We start from the raw sequence: 23,796 nt of genomic DNA on the forward strand, positions 1-23,796 counted from the left end.
CCCCAAAATTTCACTTACCATTTGGTTAATTAACAGGGATATTTCGTTGAAATTTCAGTGCTTTTGGCCTATCATTCAGGCATTAATTGTCGATACAATAGGTGTAATCGAGGTCAAAGGAGTTGACCATCAAGGAAACGGAGGAACCAAAATGGTACAGGCACCAACTTACTTCGAAGCTGATGTGAGGCTGGATCGGAACTCTCCCGTCCCCCTCTATCACCAAATCGCACAACCAATAGAGGAACTAATCCTTTCCGGGCAGCTCACCCCAGGAACTCGCCTCGAAGACGAGCTCTCTATGGCACGCCGACTCAATGTCTCACGCCCCACCGCACGGCGGGCTCTGCAACAACTAGGTGATCATGGGCTGCTGGTACGCCGTCGTGGCATTGGCACCCAGGTGGCTCCCACCCGGGTGCACCGTCCCAACCAGTTGCAAACTGTTTTCGACCAGATGAAATCAGAAGGACGCAAACCCACCACCGAAGTGCTTTCCTATGGGTCGTCACCCGCCTCTAATGAAATCGCAGCTAAACTCGAGCTGCCAGTAGGCACCGATATTTCCACCATTCGCCGGTTGCGGCTGTGCGAACAGCAACCCGTGGGACTGATGTTCGACGTGATTCGAGCTGCCATCGCCCCGGCTGCTGTGGCCTTAGAGCGGGATTCTTTCGAATCCGCCTTGGCTGAACGTGGAGTGATTGTAGCCCAGGCTCGCCAGACCTTTTCGGCGCGTAAAGCCACCACCCCAGAGTCGCAACTGCTGCGGATTCCCGTGGGATCTCCGGTTTTGGCGGTTCAAAATGTGTCCCTGGATGACACCGGACACGTCACAGCCTACGGCGAATATTTATTCCGCCCTGACCGTTTCGCTTTCAAGTGCACCAACTTTGCCCACTGAACATACTAAAGTCGCTAAAACGCTTCCATCCGAACCCCAAAACAATTTTCGCGGTACAACATTTTAGCTCCCCCACCACTTGCGTTAGGATGAAGGGGATTCCCGTATGGATAAATACCGTCTAACAGACAGTAAAGGAGCTGGATATGAGTGGTTTTAAGGATTCATTTGTGGCCAACCTGGCCAAGCGAGCGGCCGCGAATCGGAAGCGGATTGTACTGCCCGAGGCCACTGACGAACGGGTGCTGCGAGCCGCAGCTCAGGTGTTACAAGATGGTTCGGCCGAAGTCATCTTTATCGGCGAAAAAGCTGAGATTGACACCAAGGCTCGAGTGCTTGGCGTGGATTTATCCGCTGCCACGGTGGTTTCATTGGACGACACCACCCGGCTGAACCGCTATGTTCCTAAACTGGTAGAGTTACGCCAGCATAAGGGGATGACCGAGGAAAAGGCTCGGGAAACCCTCAAGGATATTTCCTTCTTCGCTACCATGATGATTGTGTGCGGGGATGCCGATGGCATGGTGTCCGGCGCGGCACACACCACCGCCCATACGATTCGCCCCGCTTTGCAGGTTATCAAGACCCGCCCGGGCGTAAAACTGGTCAGCGGCGCATTCCTGATGGTCTTCGACGACCACTTCGATGTGTATTCCGACTGCGCGGTGACTATTGCTCCCACGGCGGAGCAACTGGCTGATATCGCCGTGGTTTCGGCCGCGACCGCCACCCAGTTCGGCTTAGAACCTAAAGTGGCGATGCTGTCTTATTCCACAATTGATTCCGGAACTGGCCCGATGGTTGACCTGGTGCGCGAGGCTACCGCCTTGGCCAAGGCGGCGGCTCCAGAAATGGCCATTGATGGACCGCTGCAGTTTGACGCAGCCGTGGTGGAATCAGTGGCCGCCAAGAAAGCACCTGGTTCAAAGGTAGCGGGTCAAGCCAATACCTTTATTTTCCCGGATTTGAATGCCGGCAATATCACATACAAGGCGGTACAGCGCACTTCCGGTGCCTTGGCTATCGGCCCGGTATTGCAAGGCCTCAACGCCCCGGTCAACGACTTGTCGCGCGGCGCCACGGTGGACGACATTATCAACACCGTGGTTATCACCGCTATCCAGGCGCAAGGCTAGTGGATAATAAGCTTGTAAACATAACCCAGACTCAAAGATATAGATAGGCAATTCATGACTAAACAGACAGTTTTCGTTATCAACTCTGGATCCTCTTCCTTGAAGTACCAGCTGATTGAGCCCGTTTCCGGTGAAGTGTTGGCCAAGGGTATCGCTGAACGTATCGGCACCGACAAAGGTGAAATCACCCACGAGGCTAACGGCGAAAAACACCATGATGCCTTGCCATTACCCACCCACAAGGAAGCCTTTACTCGTATCGTCGAAATGTTCAAGGAAAACGGACCTGACCTAGATAGCGCCAATGTGGTGGGCTGTGGACACCGCGTGGTGCAGGGCGGGTGGTATTTCCGTGGATCTGCGGTCATAAACCAGGACACTCACGCTAAAATCGTGGAACTGTGTGACTTGGCTCCCCTGCACAATCCCGCCCACCTGATTGGGATTGACACGGCGATGGAACTGTGGCCCGATTTGCCCCACGTCGCCGCCTTTGACACGGCGTTTTTCCACGACTTGCCAACCGAAACCCAGACCTATGCCTTGGAAAAAGATACCGCCGCGAAATACCACATTCGCCGCTACGGGGCGCATGGAACATCCCACGAATACGTCTCGGGTCTGGTCTGTGATCACCTGGGACGCGACGATGTGAAGCAAATCACTCTGCACCTAGGCAACGGGGCTTCGGCCTGTGCGGAATTGGGACGCAAAGCCATCGATACTTCGATGGGCTTGACTCCCCTGGAAGGGCTGGTGATGGGGACTCGCACCGGCGATATCGACCCAGCTGTGGTGTTCCACTTGCTGCGCAAGGGCATGAATGTGGACGAACTGGATACCTTGTTCAACAAGAAATCCGGCATGTTGGGGCTGTGCGGCGACAATGATATGCGCGATGTGTGGCAACGATGCCAGGCCGGCGACCCCGATGCACTCCATGCCCTGCAGGTGTACTTGCAGCGCTTGTTGAAGTATGTCGGGGCGTATACGGCGGAACTCGGCGGTCTGGATGTACTGACATTCACCGCCGGTATCGGCGAAAATGACCCGGGGATTCGCGCGAAACTGTGCGAAAAACTGGCGTTCATGGGGGTCAAGCTTGACCCCGAGCGCAACGAAAACCGCGATCGCGCCGCCGAGGTATGGCAGATTTCCGCCCCGGATTCCCAGGTTATGGTCTTGGTGATTCCCACGAATGAAGAGGTCGCCATCGCCCGCCAGGTGCTCTCCTTGATTTAGGGTTTCTGGTGCCCTTTTCATGAGGTGCCACCCGAAATTCCTGGCGTAATCCTTAAAATTTATCCCCAAATCCTTCGGGATTTGGGGATAAATTTACTCCCCTCTTGATTAAGTATCTTAACTATCAATATACTTAACTACATGAGTGGAACATCCTACCAAAACAGAAACCACGACCCGGACAGCAACGTCGTAGCTGACTTCGCGACCAGCGCTAAGACCGCGCGGGATACTGCCAGCGAGGCTGCCCCGGATGCCGCGCGACATCGCATAGTCTTCGAACTGCACCGCCTGATTTTCTCCTCCAGTGCCTTGATTAACAGCTACACATCGCGGCTGGGTCTGCATGGCAAAGACGGCGAGGCCGTGCTGCTGGTGTGGCAAGCGGAACTGGAAGACAAGCCGCTGACCCCCTCCAACCTCGCGATGTCCCTGCACATCACCCGCGCGGCCGCGTCCTACCAAGTCGAGCGGCTGGTGGAACAGGGGCTGCTGCAACGCCACTCCGACCCGGCCGACCGGCGGCGCACTCTGTTGGGTTTGGGTAAGAATGCCGCAGATGTTGGCCACTATTTCACCACGCCCCTATCCGAGAGTATGGGGGAACTGTTTGCCGGGCGTCGACCCCGGGAAGTACAGCTATTCACCGAGATGCTCGGGGAACTGGCCGATGCCTTGCAAACTTGGCACCAGGGAGGCTCGCGATGAAAAGCGCAACGCTTGATACCCAGATGGCACCTCATACAGCCGACACAACCGACACAACCGACACAACCAACGCGACCAACGCGACCAACGCGACTTTCACTCCCCCGCGACACTGGAAACTGATTTTGGCGCTCTACCTGGCGGGAATCGGGATGGGCGCGCTGGACACCGCGATTGTGAACCCCGCACGCACCGTCATCCAAGAAAGCCTGGGGGTGGGCGACCAAGTCAGCGTGTGGGTGTTCACGATTTACACCCTGGCCTACGCTGCCGGGATTCCGGCAATCGGGAAACTCGCGGATTTATGGGGCACAAAACCGGTATTTCTGGCGGCAATTGGTCTGTTCGCGGTCGGTTCGCTGGGATGTGGCCTGTCCCAGACCTTCGAGTCTTACGGGATGCTGCTGGCCTCGCGCGTGGTGCAAGCCCTGGGCGGGGGCGGGATTATGCCAGTGGCGACGGCGGCAGTGACCACTGTGGTGCCACCCGCGAAGCAGGGTCGCGCCCTGGGGCTGGTCGGCATGGTTTACGGGGTGACCTCGGTGCTGGGTGCCGGGGCGGGTTCCCTGGTGCTGGCGGTGGCCGGGGCGGGGAACTGGCAGTGGATTTTCTATATCAACCTGCCGGTGGCCGTGGTCGTGATTGGACTGGGTGCGTGGGTGTTGCCTCGAGGAGGTGCGCGCGACACGCGACGGCTGGATTTAGTGGGAATTGCGGTGCTGGTGGTGATGATAATCGCGCTGCTGTGGGGATTTCAGCACCTGGATTTCGGGGATTTCCTGGGCACGGCGCGCCAGCCGAATGTGTTTTTGGCTTTGGCGAGCTGCGCAGTGTTGGCACCCGTGTTTTGGTGGCGCGAAACCCGGCTGCAGCGGCGCGGGGGCGACCCGATTATTAACTTCAAATACTTCGCCACCCTGCCAGTTTTGACGACTTTGCTGGTTGGGGGGATTGCCGGGACTTTAATGATGACCATAATGTTCATCCCCCAGTTTTCCGAGTTCACCTTGGGTTTGCCCCGGGGCGCGGGCGGTTTCCCCACCGTGTTGGTCGGGCTCGCTTCGGCAGTGGGAGCACCGCTGTCGGGACGCTTGACGGACAGGTTTGGACCGCGTTTCGTGTTGGGCATGGGGCTGGTGATTTCGGCCGGATCCGGGGTATTGCTGGTGTTTTGGGCGACCCCATTCCCCGGGCTGGCCTCGACCTTGGTGGCCTTGGCCTTGATGGGACTCGGCATGGGGTTTTTGATGGGGGCACCGCTGAGTTATTTGGTATTGCACTTGGTGCCGGCGCGCGACGCGAATTCCGGCCAGGCCACACTGTCCTTGGTACGCTCGATTGCGACTACTTTGGCGCCGGCGCTGCTGGTGGGTTTCTTGGCCACCGGCGTGACTGCCGACGGGTCGGATGCCTCGCCCAGCGGCGCGGGTTGGTTTTCCCTGTTTCATGAGGGGCTATCCCTGGGTTTTGCGCGTATGTTCGGGTTCTATACCCTGGTTTCAGTTCTGGGCATGGGCTTGTTAGCTGCGCTGCCGTCTAAATCCCGATTGGCGACTCATGAACCCGTGGAAAGATGACCGGGGTGCCTTTGGCAAGCATCTTTTTAGAGATATACACCCCAAGGAAGCTGCTTTAACGTACTCTAACATTGTTAGAGTACGTTAAAGCAGCTATTAGAGTACCGAAAACTCCTTGAAATTCCAAGGAAAACCCCGGACAGCTACTCTAACATCGAATGTTAGAGTGGCTTTAGAGTAGTCGGAACCACAGTCAGAACCGCCGGGTAATCTCGCGCAAGGCATTGACGTGCCCGGCATAGGCGCGCCGCCCCGCCGGGGTCAGTGCCACCCAGGTGCGCGGGCGTCCGACCACTTCGGGGCGTTTTTCCATCGCCAGGTAACCCGCCTCGGCCAGCAGTTTCAACTGTTTGCTCATGAGTTGCGTGGTGATTTCCACGTTTTCCTCCAGCGTGGCAAAGTCGATTTCCGACACCGCCGCGAGTGTCGCCATAATCCGCAGCCGGTTCGGGGAATGAATCAGTTCATCAAACTTGGCCGGGGTAGCCTCCGCCTGCCGAGCCGCGCCAGGTTTGTTCCGCCGGGCGGGTTTTACGGTTTCATGAGGTGCTATTTCGGGGGGCGAGGCGGGTTCCTGCTGCACAACCCCTTTTTCACGAGTCGCAGATTCGGGCGTTTTGCCCGGATCGACGGGCGGCACCTCATGAATCCGCCGTACCCCACCAACCCCGGAAGTACCATTCATCACCGAACACTCCCCCGGCGTTTAGCCTTTTCAGCGGCCTTGACCGCAGCGATGCGCCGACGAACCTCTTCGCGCGCCGAATCCCAGATTTCCTCCGACTCGGTGAAGTCAAAAGCCCTGGCCAGCACCCGCACCCGGTACCAATGCAAGACAACCTGGGCATAAAATCCCAAAACCACCGCCACCGCCACAAACACGATACTCGCCAGCAGCCACGGGGAATCGCCTTTACTTTCCCACAGGATATTGGCCGTGGCAGTGCCCCCGACCGCGAGGGGCAGCAAGAACAGGAATTGCAAGCGCAGGCGTTCGTCTTGCCCCAGTCCGGTGCGTATCAGTTTGGGCCACATCAACGTCAACAGCGCATACGTGCCCAGTATTCCCCCGGCCACGGTTGCGACATAGACCCACTCGTTTTCCAGCAGCAGGGGAAACGACTGAATCGCGGCCGGCAACAGCATGTATAGCGTCAGCCACCAGCGTGGGAAACGTTGCAGAGTCAACACCCGGTCGGCCGTCCGGTCGACAAGTTCTAGCAGCTGCGCGGCTTCCTCGGGGCTCGGTTTCGTGGCAGCGAGTGCTAAATCGGCCGGGTCTGTCTGGGCTGAATCTGCCGCTGTTGGGGTTGTCTCGACTGGATTGGCCTCACCTCTTGCAGCTTTGGGGGTAGCACCCGGAATGGTCATCCCCGCGCCAGGCTCTTTACTTGCATCGTTCGCTTCGTCACTCATTGGTTCGTCGCCTTTCATGAGGTGCCATCAACTTTGCCGGCTCACTCCCTAAGTTAGTTGCCAACATGGCAAGCATAACAGCTTGGTTGCCACTTTGGCAAGCAACTCATGTTTATAGGTTTATGCCGGATACCCGGATACCGCGCGTTACTCTAAATCAATCGGGGTGCCAGGCTGAGCCTGGCACCCCGATTGATTTAGTTGCCTTTTTTACCGCTTAGGCTTGCCGTCGCGGTGGCGCCGCCTACTGTCGCTGCGGCAGTTCTCGCGCTTGTTGTCGCGGTGGCGCTCTGGGGTGGGACGGCCGGGCTAGCTATGGTTTGTCCGATTTCTCTAAGCGGCAAAGCCGCTAAGAGAAATTACGGAAACCATGAATCGCCCTACGCCGTCCCGCCCCGGACGCGCGCCACCGCTAGCGAAGGTGGTGCCGCGAGGTGCGCAGCGCAGCGAGACTGAGAGGTGAGACTTTGCGGAGCAAAGTTGAGGGGAAACCTCCTCCCGTGATGAATTCGAGCTCAGGACAGTTGGAGTTCCTGGTATAAGCTTCGATTGCAATTCCTACATCAGCTGTGGTTTTCAGTTCTCCCGCAACTGTAGCAGGGGTGGTCGCTTTGTACTATACCTTCACCGGAACAGTCTTATCGGAGTTGTTAATAGTCGGTTCACTTGCGAAAACCACGTTGGCGAAGGTGGGGGTGAGGCCTACTATGAGCAGGCCGGAGAGCGTGGCTATGCCCAGTCTATTTAGGCTGCCCCACCCCCCGCGATTTTCTAAGTTCGTGTTTCATTTACATTTCCTTTCGGGTCTAAATATAGGGCAGCATAAAGCTGCCTGCGGGAATATCCCGCTGGGCAACATTACTACACACTTCTTGCCAAAAATTTAGGGTACAAGTTCCCTCAGGCTCCCGGCTCAACCCGAAAAACCCACAATCCCCCCAGGTCAAACCCGTCCCACCAGAAAAACCCCAAGAAATGCAGCAAAGCAGCGCCGGCGCAGCAGCGTAAAACAAAGGCAAGCACCTCATGAAACCGAAACAAAAATACGCAGCGAAACCTGGCGCGGCGAAAAACGCCACGGAAAACGACGGAAAGTGAAGGCTAGCCTTTGACTGAACCGGCCATCATGCCGCCCACAAAGTACTTCCCCAGCGCAATATAGACCAGCAATGTCGGCACGGAAGCAATCAAGGCACCCGCCATGGAACCGCCATAGTCGGCCATAATCGACCCGTGTGCCAGTTCGTTTAGAGCCAAGGTAACCGGGCCGTTTTGGGCTCCGCCCCCAAAGAAAAGGGCAAAGAGATAGTCATTCCATGCGGCTGTGAACTGCCAGATTAGCACTACCACAAAGGAAGGAATCGAAATTGGCAACACTACCGAGAAGTAGGTGCGCAGCATCCCGGCTCCGTCAATCCGGGCGGCCTCTATTAAATCTTTCGGAATCGACTCGTAGTAGTTGCGGAAAATCAGGGTGGTAATCGGGATGCCATAGACAATGTGCAAGAAAATCAGCAGGTGAATCCCGAAACCAATATTGGATGACACCACGATTTTCATCAGGGGAATCATCACTGCCTGGTAGGGAATGAACATTCCGAACAGAATCAGGGTAAAGACCACATTTGCCCCGGGGAAACGCCAGCGGGACAGCACAAAACCATTGGCCGAGCCCAGCATGGCCGAGATAATCGAGGACGGAATCACCATCAGCAGCGAGTTCAGCAAACCGCCTTTTAACGCCTCCCAGGCGCGAGCCCAGTTATCGGTGTTCCACTCGGTAGGCAAGAACCAGGTACGGGAGGGATCCGCATCACTCGCGCCTTTGAAAGAGGTAACAACCAGGACATAAACCGGCATCAGCACGGCGGCCAAGAACAAAATCAACAGCACGTAGCGCACGGTTTTCCCTATCGTGGTGCCGGTTTTACCTGGCACTCGGGTTTGAGGCTTCGTTTTCTTCATGGTCTTTTCCTTAACTGCGGTGTTGGTCATCGTGCCGACTCCTTTGCGTCGCGAATCAGGTAGGGCACGACCAGGCACGCCACAATCACCAGCAGCACCGTCCCCACGGCGGCAGCATTGGAATGGTCGGACACCGTCATAAAGTTATACATATCAATGGCGGGAACCTTGGTTTGATAGAAAGTCTGCGAGGCAATCGCCATAATCAAGTCGAAGGATTTGAGCGACATGTGTCCGATGATGATGACAGCCGACAAGGCCACGGGGGCAAGTTGCGGGAAAATAATGTGGCGGTAAAGTTGCCATTCATTCGCTCCATCCATGCGGGCAGCCTCACGCAGGTCGTCGGGAATGCCGCGAAAACCGGCCAGGAACAGTGCCATTACGTAACCAGAAAGCTGCCACACCGCAGGAATACCAATGGCTAGAATACCGAAGCGAACATCAGATATCCACTGGTTTTCCAAGGCTTTCAACCCTGTCATTTCAAACAAGCGGTTCAGCCCCGAGGCATTATCCCCGGTGGCCGAGTTCAGCAGCCAGCGCCACACCACGCCCGAGGCAATGAAGGACACGGCCATCGGAAACAGGAATACCGAGCGAAAGAAGCCCTCGCCTTTCATGGGTTTCTCTAAAATCCAGGCCCACAGGAAGCCCAACACCAGGGTTCCTACCAGGAACATCACCGTGAACATTAACAGGTTCACCAAGGAATGTTGGAAGTCTTTGTCGGCGAACAGCGTGCTGAAGTTTTCAAAACCGATAAAGTGCACGGGTGCCTTCCCCGAGACTTGCGGCGGGGTGTGATTATCCTGCATCGAGGTAATAACGTTGGTTCCCAGCAGTCCGTAAACAAAAATCGCCACCAGTATCAGCGAAGGTGACACCAGCAACAGTCCCGGTCCCCACTGTTTGATACCGTTTGAACTGCGAGCCTTTCTCGGCTTAGATGCTGCGGCTACTTTGCTCACAGCGGCTTGATTGTCTGACATATTATCCTCAATTCAAGGCAGATTTTGCGGGTTACCATCCCGGCTGTTTTCCACTGCTTGTTTTATTTTTAAAAGCCCAAATCCCCTGTTTTAGGAAGGTGCGTCCCATGAGGGGCTTACCCGGGGGTCGAGTGGCTCCTCATGAAGTCGACCCGACCCCCGAAACAAACCCTTGGAAGGGGAATTACACGGCGCTCTTTACGGCAGCCACGAAGTCCTTTTGCAAGGCATCAACGTCTTTGGCTGCCATGAACTTGCCCAAAGCTGCTTTCATGGCTTCGGTGGCTTTCAGTGGCAACGCCGCCCCGTGGGCGATGGAGGACACTATGGTGTCCTTACCGAAAGATTCCATGGCGGACTGCTGGTATCCGGAGAACTCTTTAATCTGTTCCGGGGTCAAATCCGAACGAGATGGAATAGAGCCCTTGGCCTTGTTGAAAGCAATCTGGCCTTCCACCGAAGAAATCGTTTGCAACCAAGCCTTGGTGCCCTCGGGATGCTTCGCGCCTACCGGCATGGTGAAGGAATCCGCCAGGAAGTCAAACACGCCTTCGTTACCCGGAACCGGGAAGGTTACGTAGTCCTTGCCCCATTCCATATTGGCGTGCTCGAAGGCTGGCGGCGCCCAGTCGCCCATCACGTTATAGGCGCTCTTGCCTTCCAGAATCGGTTTCATGGCCGGCTCCCAGTCCTCGGTGTAAAGAGAGGGGTCGGTGTAGGAAATAATCTTGGCGTAATCTTCGAGTGCCGCCTTTACGTCCGCACCAGCCCAGTCGGTTTTGCCGTCCATGAGCCCGTTGTACTTGTCCACCCCCAGGTCGGAAATCAGCACGGTTTCCAGCAGTTCTAGCTGAGTCCAGGTGTCACCCACGGTGATGGGGAATTTCACCCCGGCACCCTTGAGTTTCTCCATGTCAGCAATCCAGCCTTTGATGTCTTTGGGGGGATTCTTGGGGTCGAGGCCGGCCTTTTCCATAACCTTCGGGTTAGCCCACACCACATTCGCGCGGTGAATATTAGAGGGCACCGAGTAAATCTTGCCGTCCACCGTCAGACGGTCAATCAGGGATTTCGGGAAGGCTTCACGCAGTTTGAACTCGTCGTAGAGCGAGGAAACATCCTCGACATAGCCCGAGGCGATATCCGCTGAAAGTTCCGCCCCCGCGTGGGACTGGTAGGTGTCCGGCGGGTTTTTGGCGGCCAGGTCAGCAGCCAGTTTTTGTTTGGCGTTAGTGCCGCCACCACCGGAAGTCGCCAGATTTTTCAGGGTAATATCCGGGTGCTGCTCTTTGAACACCTTGGACAAAGCCTCAAAGCCGTCTTTTTCTGAACCGGCCGACCACCAGGTGGTTACACCGACTTCTTTAGCTCCGTCAGCGCCAGAGTCGCCGGAAGCCTTACCCGCATCCCCGGAACCTCCTGAAGAACCGCACGCGGTCATAGTCAAAGCCAGTGCTACGGCACCGGCAGCTGCAAATAATTTTCGCATTGAAACTCCAATCCATTAAACATCGTTGTCTTTCCAGCCGGTAGGAACCAGCCGCGCCAGAGGAAACCAGCTGCGACTATTATCTATCATAAATGCTCCGAAGTGTTAGCTTCATGCAGCTTTTTTGAAAAAAACCAAAATTTTACTTCATAGTTCATCACCTACATGAAAGTCACGTGAATTTTGTGTTCATTTTGCAAAGGCTATTGAATATAAAATCGCAATGTCGGAATGGTTACCTTTAGGAAATTTCCACAAAAATCACAGCCAAAGTCGAGTCGGTTATATCCGCGAAATCTTGCCCCGTCAGCTAGGCGACCGACATCATGAACCCAACCTGGAGAAACACCGTCGCTGCGCGGTTAGCTTGAACCAAAGGTACGCACTCACTGTGCGGCCAGTAGCTGCTGAAGCATTACGACGATGTCGTCTTGTTTCAGCTGTGGTTCGAAGCGTACTCTGATTCCCTGCTGTTGCATGAACTCGAAGAATTTTTTAGCCGCTTTGATTTTGAGCACCTCTACCCCACGCAGGTCGTTTCTGGTTTTGACATCCTTGGTTTCCACGATGAAATTCAAGCTCAAGGCACCTTCAGGAGTACGCAGCACATACATGAAATCCGGACTGGTGGTGCCCCCGAAATACAGGGGAACTTTGATGGAACGACGTGGAATCTTGCCGAAAACCTCGACCTCCTTTAGCCCAGAGTTTTTGATATTGGCTTTTTCCAGGTCTGAATCATAAACGAAAGCATCATAGAGATACTTGTCTGAAACTTGGAAGTGCTCCGTCCGGTGTATTCCCAAGTTTCCTTGGATGATGCTTTCAAGCGGTTCCCCGTTGGCTTCGGTCAGTGCTGTCGCCCCGAGCACACCGTCAATTCTGGTGTAAGAGAAGCGGCTGACGAAACTGTCTTGCATCCAGGAATGGAACTTAGCGACGAACCTTGACAGGGTAGCTTTAGAGAAGAAATCCTGGGGCAGCGTCTTGGTGGCGTTTCGACGCGTTAAACCAGCGTGAACTGCGGAGATTGGCAGGAATGTCTGCTGGTAGACAGCCTTCAGCCACTCACCATAAGACAGCGTATCTTCGATTCGGTAAGTATCAATCGCCTCTGATTGGGTAACCAGGTTTCCCGTCGCGTCACTATGGATACGGTTGCGCCTAATCACCCCCAGTTGTGGAGTGTAAATGTCATCTCCGGGGTCGAGAATATGGTCTATACAGGCTGTAAATTCCGCCTCGCTCAGTTCATCCAAACGGAGGTAGTATTTCTGGTTTACCAGCTCCCAAAGCTGCCTAATCTTGGCAAAGTTCTCTTTCCGGATTCGCACTTGCATCGGTTTTTCGACTACCTTGCCGCTATGAAGACCCGTGTTGAACTCTGGGTAGTTGGCAAAGAGCTCCGCCGCCCGGACTTCGATAATATTCTTGTCGGTGTCAACCAGTTTCTTTTGCAGCAGCTCGATAAACAGCTCTGTTTCGTCCAGACCATACTGCTTCGCGACCTTTTTCAGCATGGCGTTAATATTGCGGGGATTGCTTGGCGCCTCGGCGTTAATCTCCCGAATCAGCTTGTTAGCGAAATCGGCCTCGGTGAAGTCAATCAGATAGATCAGATAGAACTGTTCATCGGCAATCCGGGTGCCGTACTCGTCTACCGGGAGCCGCAGACCGCGTCCCACCTCCTGTAGCTTTGAGATTTCCGAACCGGAGGAACGTAGCTTGACAATTTGGAACACATTGGGATTGTCCCAACCTTCCCGCAGGGTCCACTTCGAGAAGATGAAACGCATTGTGTTCCACCCCCCATCGGGTTTACAGAAAGACAGCAACGCTTCTTTGTCGCGTAAGATTGCGTCCACTTCGGCCTGGATGGCGGCATCGGTAGAGGCGTTATCAGCCGAGAAATATCCGCCGTTTGTGGCCGGCAAGTCCGCCAGGGAGGCGCGCAGATAATCGGCGTATTCTTGCGCCTTGGGACTAGGGTTGGATTGGTATTCCTCTAGGCGTTGCTTGATTTGCTTCATGAGGAGCTGCTCAAATTTGTGGCGTAAATGCCCGGGATGTCCGTCTTTGCCACGGTAGGACTCGATGGAGTCGATGAAAAACAGGCTCAGTGTTTTTATTTTGCGACCACGTTTGAAGTTTTCCCACTCGGTGTCAAAATGGTTGACCAGGGCACGTTCTAGCATTAAAGCCTGGTAGGTATCCGAGTATGCCCCAGAAGTAATAGTGTCGCCCCGAGCCAAAATCTGGCCATTGGACAGAGTAATCCCCGACTTGATGTTGATGCTTTCCGTCTTACCAATGCCTTCCACTGTGATACCAGCGAAATCGCCATCTATGCTCCCCAAAGAATCACCCAGATTTAGGGTGTGACTTTTCTGCGTGTCTTCATCCTTGAAGGTGACGGTTTTGGGTTTGGATGCAGAGAGACGTGTTAACTTCAAACGCACGGTTTTTTCGGTCGACTCCTGAGGATATTGCACCGCCACACCCTTGACTAGCTGGCGGTTAAACGCTTCTATGGAGCCCAGGTTGAAAATTAGGCTGTTATAGTCAATCCGACCTGTTTTCTCGCTGCGAGGGAAAGTAGCTCCAAAGCGAATCACCACCTGCGGACGGATGCGTTCCATGAGAGTTTCCCAAGCCTTGTTTTCCTTACGGAAACGGTGGGGTTCATCTATCAACACAATGGGGCGAGTTTCAGCCAAGGCATCGTAAGGCACCGAGGAAACACCCAAAACAACCTGGTCGTAGTTGGTGGCCATCGTTGCCTTCGACTGCAACATCCCATCGGTCATTAGCAAACAGTTGATACGGTTACGTTGTAGCCGCGAAGCACTGACGAAAGAAGAGATTGCCGTGGGGAAAACTTTGCGCCCATTGGAGCGTTTCTGGGGGTCGAGTACTTCGAGCGCAAGACGCGTCTGGGTACCGTAAATATCCGCAAAGTGTTCCCGGGCATAATCCGAGGCAATGAACTTCCTGGTTCCTTCTTTGATAGGCGTGGAGGGCACCAGGATAATAAACTTATTAAACCCATAGCGTTTATGCAGCTCAAACATGGTTCTGGTGTACACATAGGTTTTGCCGGTACCGGTTTCCATTCGCACGTCGATACCCAGGTATAGGCCTCTCTCTTTGGTGTGCAGTCCTTCAGCTATGGCCGGTACACCTTCTACACTGCCGTGTTGGATATCCCAGATATTTTCCTCAATTTTCAAGCCTTTCATATCGATAACCGGGTTGGCTTCACTCGAACCGGTTTTGTCCAACGCTACGTCTTGGAACACGTGGCTCAAAGCGGTGATGGCTGCAGTCTGGTGGGGTAGGTTTTGGAGCCTTATCTTCATCAGCTAAAACCTCTCGATTACTTCCACACTCTGGCCGCTCTTGAGCACCGACAGGTTCTTCTTCAACTCGTGCATCACCGAAAAAATCACTGAGTAAGGAAACACCACGATTCGGTTCAACAGCAACTCATTGGTTTCCAGCAGGCGCACCAGCTCCTGGACATCCTCAGAGGTAATACCTGGCTCGATAAGATAGGCCGAGTCCTCATACACATCCAATGTATAGCCTTTAAGCAGCAGTTTTTGGGGCTTAGCCAGCAGCCCGAAACCATCTTGGTTCAGCCAGGTAGCGAGCACAACATCACGACCTGGAGTCCCGTCAAGGTTGAACTTAGATACGTAGTCACCCGCCAAGGCTTCGGCCGGATTGGGGGTAAATTCATCGAGTTCATCGAGAGTTTTCGCGGCAGGTGTCTCGAGCCGAAACAGTTTGAAGCCGTAGTCGATGTTAACCCCGGTTTCTACTTTGATTTTCGCGGCGGCTCGCTTAATTCGTTCCCGCCCAATTTCATCAATCGTCCGATATCCCGCCTGGTAGGCGGCCTTTGAATGCCGGTTGTCCTTCGGGTTTATTATCTCGGGCAGCTGCACCATAATGTAACGACGGTTCCCACCATCTTCGGCATTCAGTTGCATTACCGCATCAGCTGTCGTGGAGGAACCCGAAAAGAAATCCAGGACAATGTCAGAATCATTCTTGGAAAGGATAGTGCAGCCCTGTACCACAGACTTGACCAGCTCCACCGGTTTTGGGAATGAAAAAAACGAATCTAGCTGCAATGATGACAGGTTAGCCACCCCCAACTTATTCAAGTACTTGGCGTAGCCTTCACCATCAAGTCTCTTCAAAACAGTGTAGAATTTGGAGGTATCGGTATCCACGCGGCGCAAGCGGCCTACGATTGTGAACTGCCCTTTCGGCACTAAAACGTAGTCTCCTGATTCGATTCCAGCATCGATTTCTCGCTTCTTTTCCACACCCAGGTACCGCACTATTTCTTCATAATAGCATGTACCGTATTTACCAAATTCTTTTCGTAACCAATCTGTTTCAATCCAATAGTCGACTCCGTCTTTATTGATGATTTTGCCACGAATATCCTTGGGACGCCCCAGAGGAATGAATTTATCTATATTTTTTGCGTAAGTCGGTAAATAATCATGACCTATCACAGCTTGTTTAGCAAGACCGCCCCCCTCTGACCGCACGATTACAAAGCTGGCTACAAAATTCTGTTCCCCAAAAATTTCGTCACACAGCAGTTTCAGATTAGCCTGTTCATTATCGTCAATACTGATAAAGATAACTCCATCGTCACTCAAGAGTTCTTTCGCGAGAGCAAGACGCGGGTACATAAAGGTCAGCCACGCGGAGTGGGAGGATTTGCCGCGCATATCCAAAACACGTCTGGCTTCATCCTCACTAATGCCAATTTTGTCCACCAGCTGGCGGGCGGTAAAGCCAAAGTCGTCTTGGTACACAAACCCGTCAGACCCGGTGTTATAGGGCGGATCGATATAAATACACTTGACCATCCCCGCATAGGATTTCACCAGGTGCCCCAACGCATCAAGATTGTCGCCCACGATATAGAGGTTCTCGGATTCTCGGTTTTCAGGCTGCGCATTGTGTTCCATATCAGGCACAATCACGGTTTCACTTTCCAAACCGGCCTGATATTTAGCATAGGTTTTACCCAAAAACCGCAGCTCGTAGCCTTCCCGACTCAGATTGATAGCTTCACTTTTAAGCATCTGTTCGAAACGGTCGAGCCGAAAAGCATCCTGCGCATCGAAATATTCCGGGAAAGCCAGACGTAGCCGCTCTATTTCGGCGCTATTAGGCCTCACAGCTTCGTTATGCTCACGGGCTTCACGGTTCATCTGTCCTATTTCCTCTCGGTTTTGGCTACAGCTGCCAGGCTAGGCGCATCCCGGCCACTTCTATGCAGCCACCAGCAGCACCCTCATTATATCTACCCGGCATTGCCGACTATCACGGCATTAGGGCGAAAACCGAGCCAACCAGCAGCTCCACGGGGTAAATCGCATAGAGCCACCACCCGGTGCGCGGGTCAGCGTAACCCTTGGTATCGTTGCGATAATGCAGAAAAGCCACGCCGATAGCCGGCGCCACCAAGGCCAGGGCACCCACCAGACCGGCCAGCATCATCATGGTATTTTCCCGCAGCTCCAACAGGTAGAAAATCACTACCATTACCACCAAAATAGCTCCAACGGGCATCAGGCCTTGGCGGGTTCCCAGGCGCAATAGCAGCGCCCACAGCACCCCCGCCAGCGCGACCACCGCCTCCAAGGCAATCGCACCCGCAGTGGATCTTGCCCAGTACTTTTCCCGCCCCAGTTTCATGAGGCGCAAGACAATCAGAGCCAAGCCCAAGGCCCACACCGGGTTTTGGGATCCAAAATCCCAAGGTCGTCCGAAAGTGACCAAGTCATAGGGCACTTCACAAAGCAAAGCCAGCACCCCGAGCCGGCCCAAATACATGCCGAAAGCCTGGGTTTTACGAAATCCCTCTACCAGCAGCCACGCATAAATCGGGATGGCCGCCCAAGACACTAGTTCACAAATCACTGCCAGGGTCAGGGTGGTCATATCCTGGAAGTCTTTGCCGGTCGCGGCGGGCACCACCGCCGTGGATGCCACCTGGAAGAACAGCATAATACCGGCGATTATCTTCAGACGTTTCCCGCTGAGACCACGAGCTGGGCGCCCCAAATCCTTGGGGTTTACCCCCCCGGATTCTGGACGCCCAGTACGTGATGTAGAATTCTTCATTTAGCCCTTGACCGAGCCGGACATGGACTCTTGATAGAAGCGCTGCATGATGATGAACAGGATGGCAATCGGAATAGAAACCAAAACTGCTCCGGCCGCGAAACGGGCGAACCAGTTATGAATGTATTCCTTTTCCAGCATCAGCCACAAGCCCAACGCCACGGTGTAATCAGACTGGGTACGGGCAATAACCTTTGCCATTACGAAGTCAAGCCACGGCCCCAGGAAGCTAGTGATGGCCTGGAACACAATCATGGGCTTACAAATCGGCAGGATAATCTTCCAAAACACCTGGGAGCGGGTGCAACCGTCCAGGATAGCCGCCTCGTCCAAGGAACTGGGAATGGTATCCATGTACCCTTTCATCACATAAAAGCCCGCGCCTGACCCGGCCGAATACACCAGAATCAGAGCCAGAATCGTGGTGCCGCCGCCCGTCATACCGATAGCCTTCAGAATGAAGTAGATGGCGGAAACCGCCATGATGCCGGGGAACATGCCCAGAATCAAAACCACGCTCATGAAGGTGCGACGCAACCGGAACCGCATGCGACTCATGACATAGGCGACCATCAGCACGAAGAATACCGAGATTACGCAAGTGAAACACGCGATGATGAAGGTGTTCAGATACATACGCGGGAAGTCCATTACCGTTCGATCCGTAAAGAGCTTCACATAGTTATCCAGCGAGAACTCCGCCGGGAAGAAGGTCTTGGTGAAAGGCGCGGTGTCCTTGTTGAAGGACTCGGCCAAAACCCAGGCAATGGGCACCAGCCAGATAACCGCCATAATCGCCAAGAAAGTATGGACAACTACGTCCCCAATAATCCGCCGTTTACTCAAGGATCCCATGATGGTGGGAGCTGATTCGGCATGAGGCGCCATTTCTATATTCTGCGTTGTTTTCATCGGAAGGCCTCCTCATTCTTGAAGGAACCGGATCTCCGGTAGGTAATCAGGGACACGACTGCCAGCACGATGAAGGTCATAATACCGATAACCGCACCCAGGTTGTAGTCATTCTTGTCCACGGTCAACTTGTACAGCCAGGTAATCAGCAAGTCTGTCTTACCGGCGGAATCCCCCACCGGAACCGGTGCCCCGCCCGAGAGCAGATAGATAACATTGAAGTTATTGACGTTGCCGGTAAAGGTGGTAATCAAATAAGGGGTGAGTACGAAGATAATGTAGGGCATGGTAATCTTGCGGAAAATCACCCAGTTATTGGCACCGTCAATCTTGGCGGCCTCGTACTGGTCGGCCGGGATGTTTTGCAAAATACCAGTTATCTGCATAATCGTGAACGGAATCCCGACCCACAAGTTCACAATAATCACGGTGACCCGCGCCCAGGTGGCATTCGTGAAGAACGGCAAAGCCTCGTTAATCCAACCCCAGTCCAGCAACAAGCGGTTGATAGCACCTTGCGGCTGCAGCATTAGGTTAATTACCAGCAAAGACACGAATTGCGGCACTGCAATCGACATCGAGAAGCAGGCTCGCCAAAAGTTCTTGAAGCGCGTAGTCTTGCGGTTAATCAGCATCGCCATGAACATTCCCAGAAAGAAGTTCAGGAAGGTCGCGAAAATCGCCCACACCAGAGTCCACACCAAGACCGACCCGAAAATCCGCAGGTTCACGGTGCCAGTAGCGTTAGTGAAAATCGCCGCAAAATTCTTTAACCCCACCCAATCGAACAGCACCAGATTGTTGTGGTCATAAGAAGTGAAGGCCATAGAAATCATGAAAATCAGCGGTAACACACTGAAGGTCAAGATTCCCAGGGTGGGCAGGAACAGGAAACCAATATGAGCCCGACCATCCAGCATTTGCGCAATATCTTCACGTAGGGAGGGAACTCTGTTGTGTGTCTTCGCTAGCATTTGTGCTTTATAGGCCGAACGCACCGAGAGATTCCACAAACCAACAAAAGCCAAGATAATCAGTATCGTAGCCACCCCGTAAAGCAGGATAACCACCGAGTTATCCCCTGCGGTGTACTGCCAGTATCCATCCACCAGGACTTTACCCTGCTTTTGGTCACCCAGACCCGGCAGTTTAGTTAAGAATCCCAGCCCGTTGGTGAATAAAAATACAAAAAATCCGATTTCCAAGATCAGGAACAGCAAGCCCTTAACTATCTGCCGGTGTGCCAGATTACCCAATCCGAAAACCACGGCTGACGCCTTAGTCAGACCGTCGCCCTCTTGGAAGGCTGCTTTCAAGCTGTAGGGCGAAGGCGAAACATAGTCTTTCCCCAGTTTCTTCCTAAGTCTCGCTTCGCGTTTTGAGGTTAATGTTGCATCCATTCGCGTTTCCTCATTTCGTCAAAAAGACCGGTAATGAGCCTTGCGGCTCTGTGATAAGGCCGCTGGAAGGAAGGCTGTCCTTCCAGCGGCCTTACGAGTGATAATCGTGTCTTAGCCCTTCATTTCGGCCAATTGCTTCGACCAATCCGCCAGTTTCGCTCCGGCGTTATCGGCCGTGATTTCCTTGTTCACCAAGCCCTTACCGAAAGCGGCCGCCGGATCCCACCAGGAACCCATCGCGGAGATAGTCGGCTGCAGGATGGAAGTGCCGGAAATCACTTCCATCTGTGCCTTTGCTGCGTGGTCGTCGGCTTTGATTACACTGGCCAAAGACTTGTCGGTCGGTACAATCCCGCGCATCTCGTAGTGAGCCTTCTGCGCTTCGGTGGAACCGAGGAAAGCCGCGAACTGAGCGGCCGCCTTAGCATTCTTGGCGTTCGGATTGTAAGCCACAGCCTTGGAACCAGCGAAAGCGTCCATCTGCACATCCTTGCCATTCACCTTGAAGGTCGGCAGTTTAGCAGCCGCGTAGTTGCTACCCAAGGCTTCCTTCACGTTTTCAGCATCCCAGGTACCCGAGAATATTGCGTCGGTGTCTCCCGCCTTCAAAGCCCCCAAGCCGGAGCCCTCGGCATCGTTCGTGAAGTTCGGGTTGCTGGCCAAGCCGACCAGGTACTTGGTGACAGCCGTCGCCGCCTCGTCACCATCAGCGAAGGTAATCCCCTTAGAGGCATCATCGCTCTTGTCCCCGAAGAAGGTCAGCCCCGCCCCCTTGGTAAAGAAGGACTGGATGTACCAGCCATTGTCCAGCGGGAAGGACACCTTGCCCTTAGCCAGCATCGCGTCCAGGGATTTCACGTCGTCAGCGCTGAACTTAGAGGAGTTGTAGTACATGAACCAGGTGTTGGAAGTGAAAGGCACCCCGTAAATCTTGCCGTCAGTACCGGTCACAGAGGCCACCATGGATTCTTCGTTCTGTTCCTTGACCTGTTTGGCTTCGTTCTCGCCCAACTCGCCGATAGCGCCCACATCCTGCAGCGCGCCTAGCTGGTCATTGGCGAACATGTAAACATCGGCGGCAGCCGAGGCATCTTCCTTTACCTTCTTGGCTGCGTCGCCCTCGGATACCACGTCGTTCTTCCAGGTAATCTTGTATTCAGAGTGAGCCTTTTCGAAGGCTTCCTCCATCTTAGCCAACCACGAGCCATCACCTTGATCTTCTTGCGGAGACCATACGGAGAGATTAACATTCTCGGTGCCTCCCTTGGCCGCAGCGCCGCCCTTAGCGGCATCGCCGGAGCCACCACAAGCACTCATGCTGAGCGCCACAGCTGCCGCAGCAGCAAGACCCAGGGTTTTTTTCCAAGTCATCAACATTATTTTTCCTTTCGGTACGTGGAGAGCTTTTCTCTCCATTCTCAAGGAGCGCCGCCATGCCCCTCGTCTGACAGCCTCAGGTCTGGCGAAACGTTTTTCGTTGTTGAGGTTAGCACTTTTTAAGCACTGAAAATGCCCATTTCGCAAACTTTAAAGCATTTTTACCTATTCGTAACCTTCCCTTAAAGTTACCAGCTGAGAAACTTCCGCTATCGGTGTCATTTCGGCCAGCACCTCATGAAGCCGACCCGACGAAATCTGCCCTGCCCGCTGCCACCTTCCGCTAAACTTGTCACGGTTCCGTTTCATGAGGTGCCACCCAACAATCCAGCGTAAAAGGAGCATAATGACTGGCCAATATCCACGTCCCCAGTGGTTGGACAACGCAGTTTTCTACGAGATTTACCCCCAAACTTTCCAGGATTCCAACGGCGACGGGATTGGCGACATTCCCGGGATTATCTCCCGTCTAGACTACCTGGCTGACCTGGGAGTGACCGGTCTGTGGCTCAATCCCCTGTTCGATTCACCTTTCAAAGACGCGGGCTATGACGTGCGCGACTATCGTCTGGTCGCACCGCGTTACGGCACCAATACCGACCTAGAGGAACTGTTCCGAGAGGCACATTCCCGAGGGATTCGCGTGTTACTGGACTTGGTGCCGGGGCACACTTCCGAGGAACACGCCTGGTTTAAAAACAGTGCCCAGCCGACCCCAAACGAATTTTCCGACCGCTATATCTGGACAAATTCCTGGATTTCCGGGGGCGATGGATATCCCTTCATCGGCGGAGAGGCCGAGCGGGACGGCACCTATATTCTGAATTTCTTCAAATGTCAGCCAGCCTTGAACTATGGCTGGGCACATCCGAAATACCCCTGGCAAGATCCGGTTTTGGGCGAGGCCGCGCGAAAAACCTGTGACGCAATGGTGGATGTGATGCGGTTTTGGCTCACTAGGGGTGCCGACGGCTTCCGGGTCGACATGGCAAACTCGTTGGTGAAACACGATGATGAAGGCAAACCCAAAACGATTGAAACCTGGAACTATATGTTTGACCAGATTCGCCCCGAATTCCCCGAGGCTGCCTTCGTCGCGGAATGGGGGGTACCCCACGAGGCTGTCGCCGCCGGATTCGACATGGACTTTTACCTGGATTGGCGCTGGGACGGGAATCCCAATGGCTACAACATCTTGCTGCGTAACACCGATACCCCGCTCTTGCGTGAAGGCGATGTGAGTTACTTTAATTCCGATGCCGATACCTCGGTGCGCGGATTTTTGGATCAATACGTTCCCCAGTTACGCTCAGCCGAGGCCGCCGGGGCGTTTTTCAGTCTGATTACTGGCAACCATGACACCTTGCGGGTTTCGCCGCGTCTGACCACCCGCGAACAAAACTTGGCCTGGGCGACGATTCTGACTTTGCCGGGCGTGCCGTTTATCTACTATGGCGATGAAATCGGGTTGCGCCACCAACTGCTGCCTACTAAGGAAGGCGGCTATGTGCGCACCGGCGCCCGCACCCCGATGCAGTGGGATGAAACCTTGAATCTGGGATTCTCCACGGCGGATCCCGGCACGCTGTATCTGCCGGTTGACTCTAGCCCCGATGCCCCCACTGTCGCCTTGGAGCAAGCCGATCCGGATTCTCTGTGGCACTCCTTGCAACGCTTGATTGCGTTGCGTAAGGATTTGCCGGCTTTGCGTGCCGGGGCGGGGTTCGCGGTACGCCCGGGTGGGGATGGTCGAATCTTTGCGTTCATGAGGTGCCAAGGAGACGACAAGCTTATGGTCGCGGTAAACCCCGGCCGAGAAGGAGCCACGCTCCACCTAGAGCCGGGCGAGGCACACGAACCCCGCTTTACTATCGGGGAAGTACACGTCACCGATGGCGAGCTGCGCCTCGAGGCGCAATCCTTCGTGATTTTATGAGCTTCGATTCGTGTCAAGAGTGAACAGTAACCAAAAGTGACCAGAGACACCCAGAAAGTCTTAGATTAACTTGCCTAGGCATCTCCGGTCACTGTAACCCACTCGAAATAAGGAGCGTTGTGAAAAAGAAAGAGCGTGAATTGTTTTAGTTGACTACCACTCCTTTCCTCAGAATAATATTCCCATAAAGGGCAGTTTCCCCTGTTAATACTGTTACCTGTGACTTGCGAGCTTGTTCATAGAAGTCGAAGCGTTCGAAGAGCTTTAGGGTGGCTTGGGGTGCGGCATTTTTGACAATTTTGTCGTAAGTATCCCAAACATCCGGACGCGAATCACCCTCGACCGTATTCATGAGGGCATACTGCCAATCATTGTAAAAATCTAGCGGCAGCAGCTCCAAAACCCCGGCTAAAATATCTGGAATCAACAGGCCATCGGCTCTGATAACTTTTTGGGTCGAGCCATTTTGGGGATAGTTGGCATCCCCAAACGTGATTTCATCACCATGTCCCATTTCCATCATGACTTTAACCAATTCAGGTGAAAGAATATGAGGTATTTTGTATAACATTTAGGCACCTTT

18 protein-coding genes are annotated in these 23,796 nt (G+C 54.0%); 6 read left to right on the top strand and 12 right to left on the bottom strand.

The genetic code is table 11. The annotated features are described in order from the left end of the window. Positions 1-151 precede the first annotated feature (151 nt). The 5 genes from HMPREF0577_RS06565 to HMPREF0577_RS06585 all read left to right on the top strand — a co-directional run bounded on the left by HMPREF0577_RS06565 (position 152) and on the right by HMPREF0577_RS06585 (position 5,567). Positions 152-904, top strand: a complete 753-nt coding sequence (locus HMPREF0577_RS06565) for a GntR family transcriptional regulator (protein WP_004014777.1) — start codon at positions 152-154, stop codon at positions 902-904. Between the two features lie 146 nt (positions 905-1,050). Beyond that, positions 1,051-2,040 carry a phosphate acetyltransferase gene (gene pta / locus HMPREF0577_RS06570; RefSeq protein ID WP_004012995.1) on the top strand — a complete coding sequence of 330 codons (990 nt, stop codon included), beginning with the start codon at positions 1,051-1,053 and terminating at the stop codon, positions 2,038-2,040. 54 nt (positions 2,041-2,094) lie between these two features. Further along, a complete protein-coding gene (locus HMPREF0577_RS06575; protein ID WP_004012996.1) occupies positions 2,095-3,282 on the top strand; it encodes an acetate/propionate family kinase in 1,188 nt (395 codons plus the stop codon). 141 nt (positions 3,283-3,423) lie between these two features. Next, on the top strand, positions 3,424-3,990 hold the full coding sequence (locus HMPREF0577_RS06580) for a MarR family winged helix-turn-helix transcriptional regulator (protein WP_004012997.1): 567 nt from the start codon (positions 3,424-3,426) through the stop codon (positions 3,988-3,990). After that, the gene (locus tag HMPREF0577_RS06585) at positions 3,987-5,567 is read left to right on the top strand and encodes an MFS transporter (protein WP_004012998.1); all 1,581 of its coding nucleotides are present in this window, start codon (positions 3,987-3,989) and stop codon (positions 5,565-5,567) included. Before HMPREF0577_RS06580 ends, HMPREF0577_RS06585 begins: the two co-directional genes overlap by 4 nt. A gap of 193 nt (positions 5,568-5,760) precedes the next feature. On the opposite strand, the gene HMPREF0577_RS06590 is transcribed toward HMPREF0577_RS06585, so the two are convergent. The 11 genes from HMPREF0577_RS06590 to HMPREF0577_RS06640 form a co-directional block, all read right to left on the bottom strand. Then, positions 5,761-6,252, bottom strand: a complete 492-nt coding sequence (locus tag HMPREF0577_RS06590; RefSeq protein ID WP_004012999.1) for a transcriptional regulator — start codon at positions 6,250-6,252, stop codon at positions 5,761-5,763. Beyond that, on the bottom strand, positions 6,252-6,983 hold the full coding sequence (locus HMPREF0577_RS06595; RefSeq protein ID WP_248613736.1) for a hypothetical protein: 732 nt from the start codon (positions 6,981-6,983) through the stop codon (positions 6,252-6,254). Before HMPREF0577_RS06595 ends, HMPREF0577_RS06590 begins: the two co-directional genes overlap by 1 nt. Before the next feature lie 1,101 nt (positions 6,984-8,084). Then, a complete protein-coding gene (locus HMPREF0577_RS06600) occupies positions 8,085-8,948 on the bottom strand; it encodes a carbohydrate ABC transporter permease (protein ID WP_050750053.1) in 864 nt (287 codons plus the stop codon). 26 nt (positions 8,949-8,974) lie between these two features. Continuing rightward, entirely contained in the window at positions 8,975-9,940 is a 966-nt protein-coding gene (locus HMPREF0577_RS06605; RefSeq protein WP_004013003.1) for a carbohydrate ABC transporter permease, read from the bottom strand. 184 nt (positions 9,941-10,124) lie between these two features. Then, positions 10,125-11,429, bottom strand: coding sequence for an ABC transporter substrate-binding protein (locus tag HMPREF0577_RS06610; RefSeq protein WP_004013004.1), 1,305 nt, complete (start codon positions 11,427-11,429; stop codon positions 10,125-10,127). Between the two features lie 386 nt (positions 11,430-11,815). Then, positions 11,816-14,788: a type III restriction-modification system endonuclease gene (locus tag HMPREF0577_RS06615; RefSeq protein ID WP_004013005.1), complete on the bottom strand. Its 2,973-nt coding sequence runs from the start codon at positions 14,786-14,788 to the stop codon at positions 11,816-11,818. Between the two features lie 3 nt (positions 14,789-14,791). Beyond that, on the bottom strand, positions 14,792-16,639 hold the full coding sequence (locus HMPREF0577_RS06620; RefSeq protein ID WP_248613738.1) for a site-specific DNA-methyltransferase: 1,848 nt from the start codon (positions 16,637-16,639) through the stop codon (positions 14,792-14,794). Positions 16,640-16,784: 145 nt separating this feature from the next. Then, entirely contained in the window at positions 16,785-17,588 is an 804-nt protein-coding gene (locus HMPREF0577_RS06625) for a TraX family protein (protein ID WP_004013007.1), read from the bottom strand. Then, complete coding sequence (locus HMPREF0577_RS06630) at positions 17,589-18,500, bottom strand: sugar ABC transporter permease (protein WP_004014770.1); 912 nt, start codon at positions 18,498-18,500, stop codon at positions 17,589-17,591. Beyond that, the gene (locus tag HMPREF0577_RS06635) at positions 18,497-19,900 is read right to left on the bottom strand and encodes a carbohydrate ABC transporter permease (RefSeq protein ID WP_004013009.1); all 1,404 of its coding nucleotides are present in this window, start codon (positions 19,898-19,900) and stop codon (positions 18,497-18,499) included. The genes HMPREF0577_RS06630 and HMPREF0577_RS06635 overlap by 4 nt, the downstream gene beginning before the upstream one ends. A 111-nt stretch (positions 19,901-20,011) precedes the next feature. Continuing rightward, complete coding sequence (locus HMPREF0577_RS06640; protein ID WP_231282772.1) at positions 20,012-21,271, bottom strand: extracellular solute-binding protein; 1,260 nt, start codon at positions 21,269-21,271, stop codon at positions 20,012-20,014. A 352-nt stretch (positions 21,272-21,623) separates the two neighbouring features. Here HMPREF0577_RS06640 and HMPREF0577_RS06650 point away from each other — a divergent pair, with 352 nt between their 5' ends. Beyond that, complete coding sequence (locus HMPREF0577_RS06650; protein WP_004013012.1) at positions 21,624-23,213, top strand: alpha-amylase family glycosyl hydrolase; 1,590 nt, start codon at positions 21,624-21,626, stop codon at positions 23,211-23,213. 145 nt (positions 23,214-23,358) lie between these two features. Here the strand turns inward: HMPREF0577_RS06650 and HMPREF0577_RS06655 are convergent, their stop codons facing one another. Continuing rightward, positions 23,359-23,784, bottom strand: a complete 426-nt coding sequence (locus HMPREF0577_RS06655; protein WP_004013013.1) for an RbsD/FucU family protein — start codon at positions 23,782-23,784, stop codon at positions 23,359-23,361. Between the last annotated feature and the right edge of the window lie 12 nt (positions 23,785-23,796).

It is taken from the genome of Mobiluncus mulieris ATCC 35243, from assembly GCF_000160615.1.
In the GTDB taxonomy this organism is placed as follows: Bacteria; Actinomycetota; Actinomycetes; order Actinomycetales; family Actinomycetaceae; genus Mobiluncus; species Mobiluncus mulieris.